General features: G+C 67.4%; 15 protein-coding genes. 4 read left to right on the top strand and 11 right to left on the bottom strand.

From position 1 onward, the window contains the following. The first annotated feature begins 7 nt into the window (after nt 1-7). The 3 genes from KYE46_RS09830 to KYE46_RS09820 are packed head-to-tail and all read left to right on the top strand — an operon-like array spanning nt 8 to nt 2,318. Complete coding sequence (locus KYE46_RS09830; RefSeq protein WP_219000449.1) at nt 8-1,060, top strand: aromatic ring-hydroxylating oxygenase subunit alpha; 1,053 nt, start codon at nt 8-10, stop codon at nt 1,058-1,060. Next, nucleotides 1,057-1,797, top strand: coding sequence for an SDR family oxidoreductase (locus tag KYE46_RS09825; RefSeq protein WP_219000448.1), 741 nt, complete (start codon nt 1,057-1,059; stop codon nt 1,795-1,797). The genes KYE46_RS09830 and KYE46_RS09825 overlap by 4 nt, the downstream gene beginning before the upstream one ends. Next, nucleotides 1,794-2,318, top strand: a complete 525-nt coding sequence (locus tag KYE46_RS09820; RefSeq protein WP_219000447.1) for a pentapeptide repeat-containing protein — start codon at nt 1,794-1,796, stop codon at nt 2,316-2,318. The genes KYE46_RS09825 and KYE46_RS09820 overlap by 4 nt, the downstream gene beginning before the upstream one ends. A gap of 8 nt (nt 2,319-2,326) precedes the next feature. Here the strand turns inward: KYE46_RS09820 and KYE46_RS09815 are convergent, their stop codons facing one another. From KYE46_RS09815 to KYE46_RS09790, 6 genes are all read right to left on the bottom strand, one after another. Then, nucleotides 2,327-3,508 carry an FAD-dependent oxidoreductase gene (locus tag KYE46_RS09815; protein WP_219000446.1) on the bottom strand — a complete coding sequence of 394 codons (1,182 nt, stop codon included), beginning with the start codon at nt 3,506-3,508 and terminating at the stop codon, nt 2,327-2,329. Continuing rightward, on the bottom strand, nt 3,508-5,070 hold the full coding sequence (locus KYE46_RS09810) for a sulfatase family protein (RefSeq protein ID WP_219000445.1): 1,563 nt from the start codon (nt 5,068-5,070) through the stop codon (nt 3,508-3,510). The genes KYE46_RS09815 and KYE46_RS09810 overlap by 1 nt, the downstream gene beginning before the upstream one ends. After that, nucleotides 5,067-6,383, bottom strand: coding sequence for a TRAP transporter large permease (locus tag KYE46_RS09805; RefSeq protein ID WP_219000444.1), 1,317 nt, complete (start codon nt 6,381-6,383; stop codon nt 5,067-5,069). The genes KYE46_RS09810 and KYE46_RS09805 overlap by 4 nt, the downstream gene beginning before the upstream one ends. A gap of 3 nt (nt 6,384-6,386) precedes the next feature. After that, the gene (locus tag KYE46_RS09800; protein ID WP_219000443.1) at nt 6,387-6,881 is read right to left on the bottom strand and encodes a TRAP transporter small permease; all 495 of its coding nucleotides are present in this window, start codon (nt 6,879-6,881) and stop codon (nt 6,387-6,389) included. An 81-nt stretch (nt 6,882-6,962) separates the two neighbouring features. After that, complete coding sequence (dctP, locus tag KYE46_RS09795; protein WP_219000442.1) at nt 6,963-7,946, bottom strand: TRAP transporter substrate-binding protein DctP; 984 nt, start codon at nt 7,944-7,946, stop codon at nt 6,963-6,965. Beyond that, complete coding sequence (locus tag KYE46_RS09790) at nt 7,930-9,093, bottom strand: FAD-dependent monooxygenase (protein WP_219000441.1); 1,164 nt, start codon at nt 9,091-9,093, stop codon at nt 7,930-7,932. The genes dctP and KYE46_RS09790 overlap by 17 nt, the downstream gene beginning before the upstream one ends. 146 nt (nt 9,094-9,239) lie before the next feature. Here KYE46_RS09790 and KYE46_RS09785 point away from each other — a divergent pair, with 146 nt between their 5' ends. After that, the gene (locus KYE46_RS09785; RefSeq protein WP_219000440.1) at nt 9,240-10,022 is read left to right on the top strand and encodes an IclR family transcriptional regulator; all 783 of its coding nucleotides are present in this window, start codon (nt 9,240-9,242) and stop codon (nt 10,020-10,022) included. Here the strand turns inward: KYE46_RS09785 and KYE46_RS09780 are convergent. From KYE46_RS09780 to KYE46_RS09760, 5 genes are read right to left on the bottom strand one after another with little or no spacing between them, the layout of a single operon-like run. Then, nucleotides 10,019-11,497 carry an aldehyde dehydrogenase gene (locus KYE46_RS09780; RefSeq protein ID WP_219000439.1) on the bottom strand — a complete coding sequence of 493 codons (1,479 nt, stop codon included), beginning with the start codon at nt 11,495-11,497 and terminating at the stop codon, nt 10,019-10,021. The genes KYE46_RS09785 and KYE46_RS09780 overlap by 4 nt on opposite strands. Nucleotides 11,498-11,504: 7 nt before the next feature. Beyond that, nucleotides 11,505-12,314 carry an aspartate dehydrogenase gene (locus KYE46_RS09775; RefSeq protein ID WP_219000438.1) on the bottom strand — a complete coding sequence of 270 codons (810 nt, stop codon included), beginning with the start codon at nt 12,312-12,314 and terminating at the stop codon, nt 11,505-11,507. Next, nucleotides 12,311-13,960: a thiamine pyrophosphate-binding protein gene (locus KYE46_RS09770; protein ID WP_219000437.1), complete on the bottom strand. Its 1,650-nt coding sequence runs from the start codon at nt 13,958-13,960 to the stop codon at nt 12,311-12,313. Before KYE46_RS09770 ends, KYE46_RS09775 begins: the two co-directional genes overlap by 4 nt. 18 nt (nt 13,961-13,978) lie before the next feature. Next, complete coding sequence (locus KYE46_RS09765; protein ID WP_219000436.1) at nt 13,979-14,770, bottom strand: SDR family oxidoreductase; 792 nt, start codon at nt 14,768-14,770, stop codon at nt 13,979-13,981. A 2-nt stretch (nt 14,771-14,772) separates the two neighbouring features. Next, nucleotides 14,773-15,681 (bottom strand): VOC family protein, encoded by a 909-nt coding sequence (locus KYE46_RS09760; RefSeq protein WP_219000435.1) that lies wholly within the window; start codon nt 15,679-15,681, stop codon nt 14,773-14,775. Nucleotide 15,682 lies beyond the last annotated feature (1 nt).

Genomic DNA, 15,682 nt, shown 5'->3' with positions numbered 1-15,682 from the left:
GGATATCATGGCATTATCACCAGAGAAGAGAGCGCGGATCGAAGCGCGCGTGAACGAAGGTGTCCGGGATCAATGGTATCCGGTCGCCAAATCTGTCGAGGTCCGCAGCGACCGCCCCGTGGGCGTCGTGGCGCTCGGGCAGAAGCTGGTCATGTGGCGCACCTCGGACGGCTCGATCAAATGCATCGAGGATTTCTGCCCGCACCGCGGCGCGCCGCTGAGCTACGGCGAGATCCACGGCGAGCACATCGGTTGCCGCTACCACGGCGTCGTGGTGGACGGCACCGGCACCGTGCAGCAAGTGCCCGCCATGCCCGATTGCCCGATGGAGGGCCGCAAGGCGCTGCGCTCCTTCCACGTGGCCGAGCACAGCGACGCGGTCTTCGTCTTCATGTCCTCCGACGAGGCGACCGAGCCGCCCGAGCTGCCGCTCTCGCCCGAGCTGACGGACCCGGAGTGGGAAGGCTTCCTGTGCACCGCGGTCTGGGACGTGAACTACCGCTATGCGCTCGACAACCTCGCCGATCCGATGCACGGCTGCTACCTGCACGCCGAGAGCTTCACCCTCGCCTTCGGCTCCAAGCAGGACCTGCTGGAACTGGACAACCGCGAGGACGGCTTCCGCGTCGCCCGCGTGGGACAGACCGGCGAGAACTTCGACTGGGTCGAGTTCGAGACCCCCGAAGGCGGCATGTATTGCCACCTCGACATCCCCTACCCGCCCTCGGCCGGCCCCGGCGGCAACATGCGCATCGTGGGCTACGTGCTGCCCATGGGCCCGCAGCGCTGCAAGGTCTTCTTCTGGCGCATGCGCAAGGTGCAGGGTTTCGAGCGTGACAGCTGGCGCTTCCTGTTCCGGGCGCGGCTGGAAGAGCGGCACTGGAACGTGCTGGAACAGGACCGCGTGATGCTGGAAGGCATGCCCGACGACGCCCGTCGCCGCGAGATGCTCTACCAGCATGACATCGGTCTTGCGCACCTGCGCCGGGCGCTCAATCGCCTCGCCCGCACGCAGATTGAAGCGGAAGATGCGGCAGCCGACGGCGTGGCCGCGCAATGAGCCTGGCCTGCGACCTTGCCGGCCGGCACATCCTGCTCACCGGGGCCGCGCGCGGATTGGGCGCGGTCATCGCCCGGCATCTGGCAGAAGCCGGCGCGCAGCTGACCCTTGCCGACATCCTCGAGGATGAAGGCCGCGCGGTGGCCGGAGAGCTGGATGCCGACTTCCACCGCGTCGACCTGCGCGACCCCGCCAGCATCGAGGCGCTTGGCGCAAAGTTGGAGGGTCCGCTCCACGGGCTCTTCAACAACGGCGCCATTGCCACCGGGATCGGCGGCATCGGCTTCGAGGAGGTCGACATCGACACCTGGGACCGGGTGATGGAGGTCAACGTTCGCGGCACATGGCTGATGACCAAGGCCGCCACCCCTGCCCTGCGCGCCGCGGGCACGGGGCGGATCGTCAACGTCGCCTCGGACACCGCGCTTTGGGGCGCGCCCAACCTGATGAGCTATGTCGCCTCGAAGGGCGCGGTCATGTCGATGACCCGCTCGCTCGCGCGCGAGTTGGGGCCTGACGGGATCGGCGTCACCGCCATCGCGCCGGGCATCCTCACCACCGAGAGCACCGATTACGTCCCGCAGGCACGCCACGACCAATACGGCACCGGCCGCGCCGTGCCCGGCCCGCAACCGCCCGAGGACGTGGCCGGAACGGTCGCCTTCCTGCTGAGCGAGGCGGCGCTGACCCTCACCGGGCAGGTGTTGCCGGTAAACAGGGGCTTCGTGTTCACATGACAGTGGATGAGCTTATTGCCGACCTCCAGCGTCCCTGGCACCACGGCGAGCATGTCGATGCCCGCGGCCTCGTGCTGGACGAGCCCTTGGTGCTCGACGGCATGGAGGTGCGCGGCTTCGACCTTTCGGGCGCGCAACTCAACGGCGGGTTGAGCGCGCGGGGCACGCGGTTTCGCGGCCTCGCGTGGCTGCGCAAAGCCACCATCAAGGGCACCTGTGACCTCCGCGAGGCCTCCTTTCGCACCGATCTGCGAGCGGATCAGCTGGAGGCCGAGGACGTCCTTCTGGACGATTGCGAGTTGCAGGGCGTGTTGTCGCTTGCCGGTGCCACGCTCCGCTCCCTCTCGTTGCGGAATGCGCTGATGATGGCGAACGTGACGCTGGAAGGCGCGCGGATCGACGGTGAGGTCGTGCTCGACGGTGCGGAGATCATGGGCGGCCTGTGGTCCGCCGAGGCCGGCATCGGCGCGCTGGATCATGGCGAGGCAGATATCTTCGGGCGGCTGCGCCTGCCGGGATAGACGCGTCGTCAGAACCGCGCCGAGGCACGCAACTCAGCGAGCCTCATATAGAAGCCATCCACCTTGGCTTGCGCGGTCTCTCGCAAGGCAGCGTGGCGCGCCTCTTCATCGCCAGACGTCTCCCGCGCGCCGTCTTCGCCCACGGCGCGCGAGACGTTCTGCACGAATTCGCAGACCGGGAACCGCGCCTGCCCAAAGGCAGTGAGCGCGGCCTCGAGATCGGGCACGGCTGCCAGCGCCTCGGCCAGCACCACCGCGTCCTCCATCGCCATCGCCCCGCCCTGCCCCATGAAAGGCGTCGAGGCATGGGCCGCGTCGCCGATCAGCTGCACCCGGCCCCGGTGCCAGTGCAACGGCAGGGCGACCTCCTCGACGGCGGTGTAGAGCACCTCGCTCTCGGCGTTCAACTCGGCGAGGAAGGGTGCGGCGGGGCCTTCGAACTCGGCGAAGCGCGCGCGCATCAGCTGCGGCCAATCGGCGGGGGCGTAGTAGCTGCCCGCCGGCTCTGCCATGGTGCCGAAGGTGTAGAGCCGGTCGTCGCTGATCGGCATGATGCCGAAACGCTTGGCTGGCCCCATCATCATGATCTTGTCGGTCAGCTCCGGCGGCCTCCGGTGGACCGAGCGCCAGACGCCGACCCCGGTGTAGCGCGGCGCGACGTCGATGCCGATCATCGCGCGGGTGGCCGAGCGCAACCCGTCCGCGCCGACCACGAGGTCGACCATTTCGTTACTGCCGTCCGACAGCACCGCCGTGATGCCGTCGGTCTGTTCCTGCAGGTTCGTCACGGTGGTCCCAAGAGAGATCGGCACCCCCAGGGCCGCGACACGGGCCGCCATGACCCGGTGCATCTCGGCGCGTTTGATCCCGAGGATGGCGGGGATCGTCCCACCATCAGCGGTGGGATAGAAGGTCTCCACGATGGGGCGGCCGCGGTGATCGTAATAGGCGTTGCGCCCGTCGGGCACCGCGAAGCCGGCGGCGAGGATGTCGTCCAGCAGGCCGAGTTTCCCGAGGCTTTCCAATCCGTTGGCATAGACGAAGATGCCTGAGCTCTGGAAGCGCCATTCGCTCTGCTTCTCGACGATCCGCACCCGGTGGCCAGCCTGCCCGAGAGCAATCGCCGCGCAGCATCCGGCGATGCCGCCGCCGATGATCAAGATGTTCAGCGCGCGGCCCTGCATTTGCATCACGCCTGATGGGTGGAGAGCAGCGAGGTGTCACGCAGCGCGAGCATGCGTTGGGCGAGGTGCTTGATCATCTCGGCGCGGCGCGTGGCATGGGCCGGGTCGGCCCAGAGGTTCGACAGCTCGTGGGGGTCGGCCTCGAGATCGTAGAGCTCGCCCAGGTCCGTGCCCTCGAAAAGGCTCAACCGCCAGCCCTCGTGCACCAGCGTGCGGCTCGCCGTGCGGCCATCATCGCTGGCAAAGGCGAGACCCGAGTCCTCGATCAGCACCGGCAGGTCGGCGGCATCCTCGGCCAGCAGGTCGCGGCCCTGCATGCCGACGGGGCACTTCAGCCCGGCGCTTTGCAACAGCGTCGGCGCGAAGTCGATGGCGCTGCCCTGCAAGGCCGAGACCTCTGCCCCGCGCCGGGGGTCGGCCCAGATCAGCGGCACACGGATCAGCCCGTGGGTGTGCAGCCCGTGCTTCAGAACGGTGCCGTGATCGCCCATGTAATCGCCGTGGTCGGACATGAAGATGACCACGGTGTCCTCGGCCTGCCCGCTTTGTTCCAGCGCGGCCATGATGCGACCCACCCAATCGTCGACCATGGTGATCGCGCCGTAGTTGAGCGCGATCATCCGGCGCGTGGCCTCGGCATCGGTGTGGAAGGGCCAATAGGCGTCGGGCTTCTCGGCGCCGATCTCGTAGACGCGCTGGATGTGGCGCGGCAGATCGCGGCGCGCGCGCGTGGGATGATCGAAGCTTTCGGGCAGCGGCATGTCGTCGGGGTCGTACATGTCGAAGTAGTGGCCCGGCGGCGTGAAGGGATGGTGGGGGTCCGGGAAGGACACCAGCAGCAGGAAGGGATCCTCATCGGCGGCGGCAATGAAATCGCAGGCCTCCTGCCCGACGTAGCTGGTCGGGTAGAGCTCCTCCGGGACGGCCGTGCGCCAGACCTGCGGCGCGTCGCCGGGCGTGTTGTCGAGCGCAGCGGCCCGGCCCCGGGGATCGGGCGCGCCGTCGAGGCGATCTTTCAGCCAGCGCGAGTAATGACCCTCAACCTGGTCGCCGTGGCCGATGCACAGGCGCAGGTGGTCGAAGCCGTAGTAGGGGCGCGGCACCTCGCGGTCGGGGTTCTCGACCCAGTTCTTGCGGATCTCGTGGGCATATTCCGGGCCGCGCCGCTGGCTCCGCCGGGCGAGGTCGTAGGGATCGGGCGGTGCCTCCCCCTGCCCCTTGGCGGGCGGGACCGGCGCGGGAATGGGCGAGACGTTCTGGAAGTGCGCCTTGCCCACCAGCCCGGTGCGATAGCCCGATGCGCGCAGCACGTCGGCGTAGGTCGTGGCATCCAGCCCGAGGGGGATGCCGTTCTGCCGGCACCCGTTGACCGAGGTCAGCTGCCCCGTAGCCAGCGCCGCGCGGTTGGGCTGGCAGATCGGGTTGGCGACGTAGAAGCGATCGAACCGCGTGCCCCGCGCGGCCAGCGCGTCGATATGGGGCGTCCGGACGATGTCGTTGCCGTAGCAGCCCAGGTGATCCGCGCGCTGCTGATCGGTCATGATCACCAGAAAGTTTGGCCGGGTCATCGGAACATCAGGTCGACCGGGAAGGTCACCAGCTCGGGGATGAAGAAGATCAGCAGGATCGCCGCGAGGTCGAGGATGATGAACGGCACCGCCGCGCGGTAGATCTCGCCCATGGTCGTCCCTTTCGGGGCCACGGCCTTCATCACGAAGAGCGCCGCGCCGAAGGGTGGAGAGGTCGCGCCGGTCTCGATCGCCACGAGGAACAGCGCCGCGAACCAGATCAGGTCCATGTTGAACTGCTGCACCACCGGGATGAAGATCGGCAGGGTGATCAGCATGATCGGCAGCGGGCCCATGAACATGCCCATGAAGACCACCAGCATGATCATCATGAAGACGATGGCCTCGTTCGAGATGTCGAGCGAGAGGACCGCGTCGACCATGCCGTAGGTCGCGCCGGTATAGGCCAGAAGCTGCGAGAAGGTGACCGCGCCCGAGACGATCAGCAGCACCATGACCGAGATGTTGGCGCTGGAGAACATCGTGTCGCCGAAGACCTTGCCCGTCAGGCGGCCGCGCAAGGCGGCCAGTGCCAGCGTCGCGAAGGCGCCGGTGGCGGCGGCCTCGCTCGGGGTGGCGATGCCGAGGAAGATCACGCCCACCACCGAGAAGACGATGACCGAAAGCGGCAGGATGTTGACCACCGTCGCGCGCATCTTCTCACCGAGGGTCACGGGCGGCACGTCGAAGGAAGGGGCGAGGTGCGGCTGCAGGTGGCAGCGGCCGAGGATGTAGGCGATGTAGAGCAGCGCCATGACGAGGCCCGGCACGATGATGCCGATCAGGATGCGCCCGATGGAGATGTCACCGATCACGCCCAGAACCACCGCCAGCGACGAGGGCGGGATCATGATCGCGAGGCCGGAGGAGCCGAGGATCGGACCGAGGGACATGGATTTGGCGTAGCCGCGCTTCTCCATCTCGGGCGTCAGCGAGGAGCCCAGAAGTGCGATGGAGCCCATGGAGTTGCCGGTCAGCGTGGAGAACAGCACGCCGCCGCCCACAGCCATCAGCGCGAGCCGCCCGCGCAGCTTGCCGAACCATTTGTCGAGCGTGTCCATCAACTCGATCGCGATGCCCGATCGGAACATCGCCTCGCCCATGATCATGAACAGCGCGATGGGGATCAGCGTGAAACTGGTGATCGAACCCACGGTGTTGAGGACAAGTTGCTCCAACCCCGCAAAGCCCCCCATCAGAAGGTAGGCACCCACCAGATTGACCGCGAGGAAGGAGAAGGCGACGGGCAGGCCCATCATCATCAGGACGAAGAGCGGCAACAGGATTACCGCGAGCGTGACATACCATTCCATGGTTCAGACCCTCTCGCCGCGGAAGGAACGGATCATCTGCAAGAGAAACTCCAGGGTCATGAGGGCCATGCCGACGGGCATCGCCAGTGTGATCCACCAGCTCAGCGGGCGCATCACGGTGACTTGCCGGACGCCAAGCTGGAACTGCTCCACCACCACGCTGATCCCGATCACGGTCAGGATCCCGCAAAGCGCAAGCCCGATGGTCGCGTTGATGATCTGCAGAACGATGCGGGGGCGATGCGAGAGGCTGTCGTAGACCAGGTCGAGAACCACATGCATGTTCTTCTCAAGCAGGTAAGGCGCGCCGAGGAAGGTGATGAACAACAGCGCGTATTCGCTGACCTCGATGACCCAGAGCTGCGAGGCAAACCCGAGCGAGCGGACCGTTACCTCGAAGCAGATGATCACCGCGATCATGAGCAGAAGGCCCGCGCCGATGATGGCGCAACACAGGTTCACGGCGCTCAACAGGCGTCGTAGCTTAACCAAAAACATCTCTACCTGCCGCCTTTCGTTCGTGTCGGATGGCGAAGCCGAGGGCACCCGGCTTCACCGTTATCACTTGGACCGCGCCGCTTACTGGCGGTCGAGCATCTCGCGCAGTTCTGCGGCGACTTCGGCGCCGGCGTTCTCTGCGGTCATCTCCCAGGCGGCGTCCATCGCCATGGTCTCGTAACGCGCGGCCTCTTCCTCGGAAAGCGTCAGGTATTCGAAACCTGCCGCTTCCTGTGCGGCACGCTCTGTCGCGATGTCCTCGGTCCAGATGTCGTCGATGCGCGGGGCGAAATCTTCACGAAGGAAGGTGGTGAAACGCTCCTGCAGGTCCGGCGACATCTCGTTGAAGAGGTCCATGTTCATCAGGACGGGGAAGCCTGCGCGGTAGACGCCCGGCTCGATCACGGTGGAGACGAGGCCTTCGAACTGCGCTGCCTGGCCCAGAGGGCCCTGCATGAAGCCGTCGATGGTGCCGCGCTCCAGCGCGGTGTAAATTTCCTGCATCGGCAGGACGATCGGCTCGGCGCCCAGAGCCTGCACCAGCGGCAGCAGGGTCGGGAACACGCGGATGCGCTTGCCTTCGAGGTCGGCAAGGCTCGTGACCTCCTCACCCATGTAGATGCGGAAATCGAGCTCGGTGGCCGGGATCTCGCCGATGAACGCGAGGTTCTGCTCGGCGTGGAGCTCCGTCATGCGCTCGTGGTAATCGGTCTCGGCGATTTCCGCGTAGTTCATGAACGAGAGGTTCATCGTGCCGGAGGTCGGCACCAGGCCCTGGTAGTAGCTCGGGCTGGTGTAGGTCATCCCCATGGCGCCGTTGCGCACACCCTCGGCCTGACCGAAGGGCGGCATGACTTCCGGGCCACCGCGCCAGGTGATCTCGATCTCGCCCTCGAACCGCTCGTTCACCTCTTCGACGAACTGCGCGAAGGGCTGCGTGATGTAGACGGAGCGCGGCGCCAGCGTGACGGCGTTGATTTCAACCGGGTCGGCGTAGGCGGGGGCGGTGCCAACGGCAGCGGCAATACCGGCTGCCAGCAAGGCTGTGCTATACACATGTTTCATGGGAACTCCCTTCGAGTTTGATGTCGTTGAGCGGTGTGGTCCAGGCGTTGTAGCCATAGACCCAATCGGCATTGCCGGCCTTTTTCAGCCAGTCGTTGGCAAGCGAACTTTCCTGGACCCGCGCGGTGCGGGGCTTGCGTTCCGTCTCGTACCGCGCAAGCGCGGTGTCGATATCGTCGGGGCTGCTGTCCAAGGCGCGGGCCAGCACGACGCCGTCCTCGATCGCCATGCAGGCGCCCTGTGCCATGAAGGGCACCATCGGATGCGCCGCATCGCCCAGAAGCGTCGCGCGCCCCTTGGCCCATTGCGGCATGGGATCGCGCACATGCAGCGCGGAACGCGTCACATCATCCAGCGCGTTCAGCAGCTTGCGGGCATCGCCATGGAAATTGGCGTAGGCCGTGCGCAGGTCTTCCACGTCTCCGGGCAGTGTCCAGCCCTCCTCCGACCAATCCTCCTGCGGCAGGGTCGCGAAGACGAAGATCTCCGTGCCTTCCGTGAGCGGGAAGGTGACAATCTGCTTCTCGGGGATCTCGCCCCACCACTTGGTGAAGGCCTCGGCGTCGGCAATGTCACCGGCCGCCTCGCGCGGGAAGGTGCCGCGGTAGGAGACCATGCCGGTGTAGCGCGGGTGATCCTCGCCCCAGAGCGCTTCCCGCACGGCCGAATGGATGCCGTCGGCGCCGATCACCAGATCGAAGGCCTCGCTGGTTCCGTCGGCGAAGGCCACCGTGGCCTTGTCCGCGGCAAGCTCGACCGAGGCCGCCGCCCGACCCAGGTGCAACGCGCCCTCGGGGAGCTGCGAGCGCAGGGCTTCCAGCAGATCGGCGCGGTGGATGGTGAGCTGTGGCGCGCCGTACTTCTCTTCCGCCGCCGAGCTCATCGGCAGCCGCGAGGTTTCCTCTCCGGTGACACCATCCCGACTGATGCGGAATGTCGGCCGCGCCGCGCGTTCGCGCAGGAACGCGCCGACGCCGAGCTTATCGAGCGCGAAGACCGCGTTCGGCGTCAGGTTCACGTCAGCGCCAACGCGGTTGATCGCGCGCGCCTTTTCAAACACCTGAACCGAGTGACCCGCGCGGTGCAGAGCGATCGCCGCTGCCAACCCGCCGACGCCGCCGCCGCATATGCCGATAGAAAGTGTCACATCATCCCTTTCAATCTTGTCAGATGTTCTATTGTGAACTATATGTTCAAAGATAATATTACATGTCCGTGACGGTCAATAGCTTTCAGCCTCATCACGGGGCTTCCCTTGGACCGGTTCGGATTTGAACGACAGGACGCACCCCAATGGCCGAAACGCCCGCGCAGACGACGTATTCCGTTCCCCCGGTTGAACGTGCCTTGAAGCTGCTTCATTACATCGGCGAAGGCCAAAGGGCGCGGAACCTCTCGACCGTGTCGCGTGATCTGGGGATCAACCGCACGACGCTGATCCGCCTGATTCATACCCTCGTGGCGCATCGCATGATCGAAGAGATCGACGACGGCGCGGGGTACCGTCTTGGCGCCGGGCTGGTCAGCCTCGGGGCGCAAGCGATCCAGGGGCGCGATATCGCGCAGGTCTGCCAGCCGATCCTGCGCAAGCTCTGCGAAGAGACCGGGATGTCGGCGCATCTGGGTGTTCTGGACGGGCGCGACGTCATCTACCTCGGCCGTGAAGCGCCGAACTCGCATCTTGTCAGCAACGTGCGCACCGGCTCTCGTCTGCCGGCCCATGCCTCGTCGATCGGGCGCGCGATTCTGGCGGAATACACCGAGACGCAACTGCGGCAGATCTTCTCGGACGACGCGCTGTCTCAGGCCACCGACAAGACCCCCCAGACCGTCGAGGCGATCCTCGGCCAGGCGCACCATGACAAGGCCGAGGGGTTTGCCTGGAGCGAAGGCAATTTCGAGGCCGGGATCGGCTCCTGCGCGGCGGCGGTCTTCGACCATACCGGGCAGGTCGTGGGCGGGATCAACGTCTCGGGCCCCGAGGCACGTTTCTCGGATCGTGACCCGGCGCTGATCGACGCCGTCACCTCGGCCGCGCACGAAGCCTCGCGCGCGATGGGATATACCCCGCGCTAGGGCCATCGCGCCCACGGATGGGGCTGGCCGGACATGTCCTCGTAGATCGACTTCTGCCGCTGGTAGGCGCGCAGGCCGTCGCGGCCCTTCTCACGACCCATGCCGCTGTTGCCGTCGCCGCCGAAGGGCGTCGAGATCGAGAACTGCTTGTAGGTGTTGATCCAGACCGTACCGGCGCGAATGGCGCGGGCGATGCGCTGGCAGCGGCGGTGATCGCTCGACCAGATGCCGCAGGCCAGACCGTAGTCGTTGTCATTGCCCTGGGCGATCACGTCGGCCTCGTCGTCGAAGGGCATGACCACCAGCACCGGGCCGAAGATTTCCTCGCGGCAGGTCTGCGCCGTGTTTTCCAGCCCGGCGATGATCGTCGGCAGGTAGTAGGCCCCGTCCGCGTATTCTGCGCCCTCTGGTGCTGCGCCGCCGCAGAGGATCTCGCCCCCCTCTTCGCGGGCAATCTCCACGTAGCGCGCCACGCTGTCGCGGTGCTCGGCATGGACCAGCGAGGAGACCTGGGTGGCCGGATCGAAGGGATGGCCGACTTTCAGCGCCTTCGTGGCCTCCACGAGACGGGCGACGAACTCATCGTAGATGCTGCGCTGCACGAAAAGGCGCGAGCCCGCGATGCAGCTTTGCCCCGACGACGAGAAGATGCCGAAGAGGATACCTGCGATGGCGAGGTCGGTGTCGCAATCGTCAAAGACGATGGTCGGGGATTTACCCCCAAGTTCGAGCGAGACCGGCATCAGCTTGTCCGCCGCCGAATGGGCCAGACGCCGCCCGGTGGAGGTGCCGCCGGTGAAGGAGACCTTGGCGATATCGCGGTGCTCGACCAGCAGGTTGCCGACCTCGCGCCCCGATCCCGGAAGGACAGAGAGAAGCCCCGCAGGCAGCCCCGCCTCCTCGGCGATGCGCGCGAGTTCCAATGCCACCAGCGGCGACCAGCTTGCGGGCTTCAGCAGCACGGCGTTGCCTGCGGCCAGCGCCGGGGCGACCTTCTGGGCGTCGGACGCGATGGGCGAGTTCCACGGCGTGATCGCGGCGACGAGGCCGAGCGGCTCGTGGATCGAGGCCGTTGTGTAATCACCGCGCGGCACGGTCAGCAGCTCGTCCGCCGTCTCCGCCACGGCGGCGAAGTAGCGGAAGGTGGCCGCGGCCGAGGTGGCCAGCGCGCGGGTCTCGCCGAGGGTCTTGGAGGTGTCGCGGCTCTGCACCCAGGCAATCCGCTCGATATTGGCGGTGATTCCCTCGGGGATCTTGTGCAGCACGGTGGCGCGCTCGTGGGGCTTCAGCGCGGCCCAGGCGGGCTGCGCGTCGCGGGCCCGCGCGATGGCGGTCTCCACGTCTTCGGCCGAGGCGCCGGTCAGCGTGGTGTTGACGCTGCCCTCGGCGGCGAAGCGGGAGGTGATCTGCGCACCGCGGCCTTGCTGCCAGGTGCCGCCGACGAAAATCAGGTCGTCGCGAAAAGTCTGTTCCATGGGTCCCTCAGATGACGATCGCGGCGCGCCGGCTCAGGACGGCGCGGGCGATGCTGTAAACGGTGGATCGGGAGGTCTTGGGGTTAAGCGGCGACGGCTTACCCACCAACCTCATCGAGAATTCAATGGCTTGCGAGGCGACGCTGAAGCTGTGCACGTTCTCGGTCGCGCCCGGATCGGCGACGAGGCTGACAGTGGTCTCATCCATGCCAAGCCCGGCCAGGGCCAGCGTTGCGGCGACGTTGGCGTTCTTGGGATAGGCCTGCGCCGCCTCCCGCGCCGTGCCCTCGAAGAAGGTGAAGGGCTCGCTCAGGGCGGCGAGGTCGCAGGCCTCCTCCGCCGGAGTGCCGGACCACGCCGAGGGGGGCTTCGTCCCGGTGTAGCGCACCGAGGTGAGGCCCGAGAGTCGCGCGGCGCCCAGAGCATCGATGCCGCCGATGGCGCCCGAAGGCACAACGCATTGCGCCCCGGACTGGCGGGCCGTCTCGGCCAGCCGCGCGGCAAGTTTGGCGTCGGCGAGCGCACCGACCGAGGCCACGACAAGATCGGTGCCGCTCTGCAGCACCTCGGGGCCGTAGGCGGTCACGGCGCCGTGACCCGCGCATTCCACGACCACATCGGGCTGCGCGGCCAGCAGCGCCGCGAGGTCGGCGCTCACCAAAGCGCGGTCGCCAAGCGCTTGGCTGACCTCCTCCACCCGCTCGGGCCGGACCAGCACGGAGAGCTTGCCCGGCGCCTCGTCCTGGGCGCGGAGGATTTCGACAAGGTCCTGCGCGATGGCGCCGAACCCGATGATGACGACGTGACCCAGGCTCATTTCGCGCTGCCCGCAGCACCAGCCGGGGGACCCGCGAAGGATTCCGCGAAGGGGCCGATGGCGATCATGTCGACCTCGACGACCATCGGACCCTTGCGGTCGAGCGTGGCGTCGAAGGTCTCGGCGAAGGCCTCGATGTCGGAGACCCGGACGTGGGGCATGTCGATGGCGTCGCAGAGCTTGGCGAAGTCCGGGGTCTTCAGGGCCGAGTAGTGGCGCCGCCCGTCGTATTGCGCGTCCTGAATGTTCTCGATCACGCCGTAGGCGGCGTCGTTCATCAGCACGAAGGTGATCGGCAGCTCCGCGTCGACCGCCGTGATCAACTCGGCGATGCCGAGTTGCGCGCCGCCGTCGCCCACCAGCGCGATGGTGCGCGCCTCAGCACCCGCCGCCGCACCCACCGCCATGGCGATGCCCTGGCCGATGCCGCCGCCGAGGGCGTGGACGCCAAGGTTCGGCTTGGCGAACTGCACGTAGCGGTTGCCGAAGGTGGAGTTGGAGATCGTCACGTCGCGCACCCAGGGGTGGCCGCCCTCGGGCACCACGGAGAGCAGGTGATCGGCGACGACCTGGTAAGGCCCGAGGCGGCTGCGCAGGGCGCCCTCGGATTTCGCCCGCGCCACGGAGATGTCGTAGTGCAGCTGCGGATCGGTCTCCAGCGTCTCGGGCAGACGGTCGAGGAGCGCCCGCAGCGTCTGGGCCGCGTCACCGCAGATGAAACCGTCGACCGAGTAGTTGCGGCCGCCCTGGGTGGGCTCCATGTCGATCTGGTAGAGCGGCTTCGGCAGTGGCATCTTGTTGTTGCGCGTCTCGTTGCCGCGCAGGCGCGAGCCGACGACGATCATCAGGTCGCTGCTCTTGTAGATCTCCTCGGCCTCGGGCGTCATGTTGAAGGCCCCGAGCGTGCCCTTGTGGCTTTCGGGCACGATGGCGCGGCCTTGCGTCGAGCTGACAGCGCCGAAACCGCGTTCCACCAGTTCCAGGGCCTCGGCCCCTGCCCCACGCGCCCCGCCGCCGAGCCAGATCATCGGGCGCTTGGCGCTCTTCACCTTCTCGGCCAACGCGTCGAGCGCGGCTTCCTCGACCGGCGGCAATGCCGGGCGCGGCGGTGTCAGGCGCATGCCCGGCACGGCGGGCACGCGCTGCACGTCCACCGGCACCTCGAGGCTGACGGGGCCGGTCGGCGGTGTCATCGCGGCGCGGACGGCGGCGGCCACGGTACTCAGCGCGCCGGTCTCGTCCCAGATGCGGTAGACCGCCTTGGAGACGCCGCGCAGCATCTCGGGCTGTTTGGGCACGTCGTGGATGGCGGCGCGGTCGCGGTCCATGAAGGGCCGGTCGATCTGGGTGGTCAGGTGCAGCACGCGGCTGCCGGCGGTCAGCGCCTCGGCCTGTGCGCCGGCGGCATTGCCTGCCGCGGTGCCGGTAGAGGTCAGCGCCACGCCCAACTGGCCCGAGACGCGGCTGAAGGCGTCGGCCATGTTCATCGCGCCGGCCTCGCCGCGCGCGGGAATGAAGCGGATGCGCCCCTGCTCGGCTATCGCGTCGAGGATCGGCATGTTGTGGATCGAGATCACCCCGAACATGGTGGTGACGCCGGCATCGGCGAGGGCCTCGGCAATCTGGTGGCCTACGGTCTGGGACATGGTCTGGTCTTTCATTGGTCAGGCAAAGCGCGACACGCCGCCGGAGATTTCAAGCTTGGCGCCGGTGATGTAGCTGGCTGCGGGAGAGGCGAGGAAGGCGATGGCGCGGGCAGGCTCCTGCGGATCGCCGAGGCGGCCCATCGGGATCTTCTTGCTGCGCGCGAGCGCGGCGAACCATTCTTCGCGGGACTGCGATGGATCCTCGCGCGCCTCGAAGCGGCGTTGCCACTGGGCGCTGTCCACGAGGCCGAGGAGGATCGAGTTCACCCGGATCGCAGGCGCGAGTTCCGTGGCGAGGGACTTGAGCAGGTTCTGGACCCCGGCACGGGCAGCGGAGGTGCAGACCATGTGCGGCTCGGGCTGGAGCGCCAGCAGGGAATTCACCGCAACGATCGCGCCGCCGCCGCTGTCGCGCAGCATCCCCTCGAAAGCGCGGATCGGGTGCAGCTGGCTGAAGAACTTCAGCTCCAGCTCGTCACGCCAGTCGTTGTCGCTGGTGTCGGCGAAGGTCGAAACACGCCCCTGTCCCGCGTTGGTTACCAGCGCGTCACAGCCGCCGAAGGCCGTGCGGACCTCCTCGGCGAAGCCCGTGACGGCCTCGGCGTCCAGCACCGAGAAGGCGCGCCCCATCACCCGGTCAGCGCCGAACTCCGACGAGAGCTCGGTCACGACCTTCTCCAGCCGCTCTGCACCGCGGGCGCAGAAGGCGACCTTCGCGCCGTCAGCCAGGAAGATCCGCACCGCCGCCAGGCCGATGCCGGAGGTGCCGCCGGTCACGACGACGCGACGGTCTTTCAACCCGAGGTCCATGCTCAGCCCTCCTTCGGGAAGCCGGGATCGGGGCGCCCGGCCATGACCGCGCGTTGCGCCGGCGTGGGCGGGCCCGCCGTCATCCACTGGTCCATCGCCTCGGGATCGCTGCGCGACCAGACCTTGGGCTCATGGGTCTCCTCGTCGATCTGCTGCACCTCGGAGGTGAACTCGATCACGAAGCCCGAAGGCGAGACGAAATAGGCGAAGGGGTTGTTGCCCGGCCCGTGGCGGCCCGGCCCCCAACTGGGCACCTGACCCTTCTGCTTCATCCGGCCGATGCCGCGCATGAAGCTGTCGATGCCGGGCATCTCGAAGGCCACGTGGTTGACCGAGGGGTATTGTGCGCGCACGAGCGCGATGGCGTGGTGGTCGCTGCCGCAGCGCAGGAACACCATCTGGTCGGCGGAATAGTCCGAGGTGCGGAAGCCGAGCATGTCCTCGTACCACTTCTGCACGCCGTCCATGTCGGGAGAGTTCAGCACCACATGGCTGATCTTGCGCGGGTAGGCGTGGGTGTCGTCAGCCTCGCGCAGCTCGATGTCGGCGGTGATGCGCAGGCGGCGGTTGTCGGGGTCCGCGACCTCGAAGCCGTAGCCGCCGAAGGGTCCGTCGAACGTGCCGGGGGCGCCGCGCAGGTCGGCGCCCTTGCCCTCGAGCTGGCGGTAGAGCGCGTCGACGCCCTCGCGGTCGGGCATGCCGAAGTGGATGTATTCGATCCCGTAGGTGGAATCATCCTTGAGGCCGTAGATGAACGGCTGCTCACCGGTGCCGCGCAGGTAGGTGATGCCTTTCTCTTCATGGGCGAGGTGGAGGCCCCATTGCTCGGTGTAGAACGGGGTGGTGGCGGTGATGCCCGGCGCGCGCATCACGATGCCGCGCAGGTGGTGCAATCTGAGCTCTTGGGTCATG

Origin of the sequence: Gymnodinialimonas ceratoperidinii, from assembly GCF_019297855.1 — a bacterium.
In the GTDB taxonomy this organism is placed as follows: Bacteria; Pseudomonadota; Alphaproteobacteria; order Rhodobacterales; family Rhodobacteraceae; genus Gymnodinialimonas; species Gymnodinialimonas ceratoperidinii.
This window is presented reverse-complemented; position numbering and strand designations above follow the sequence as displayed.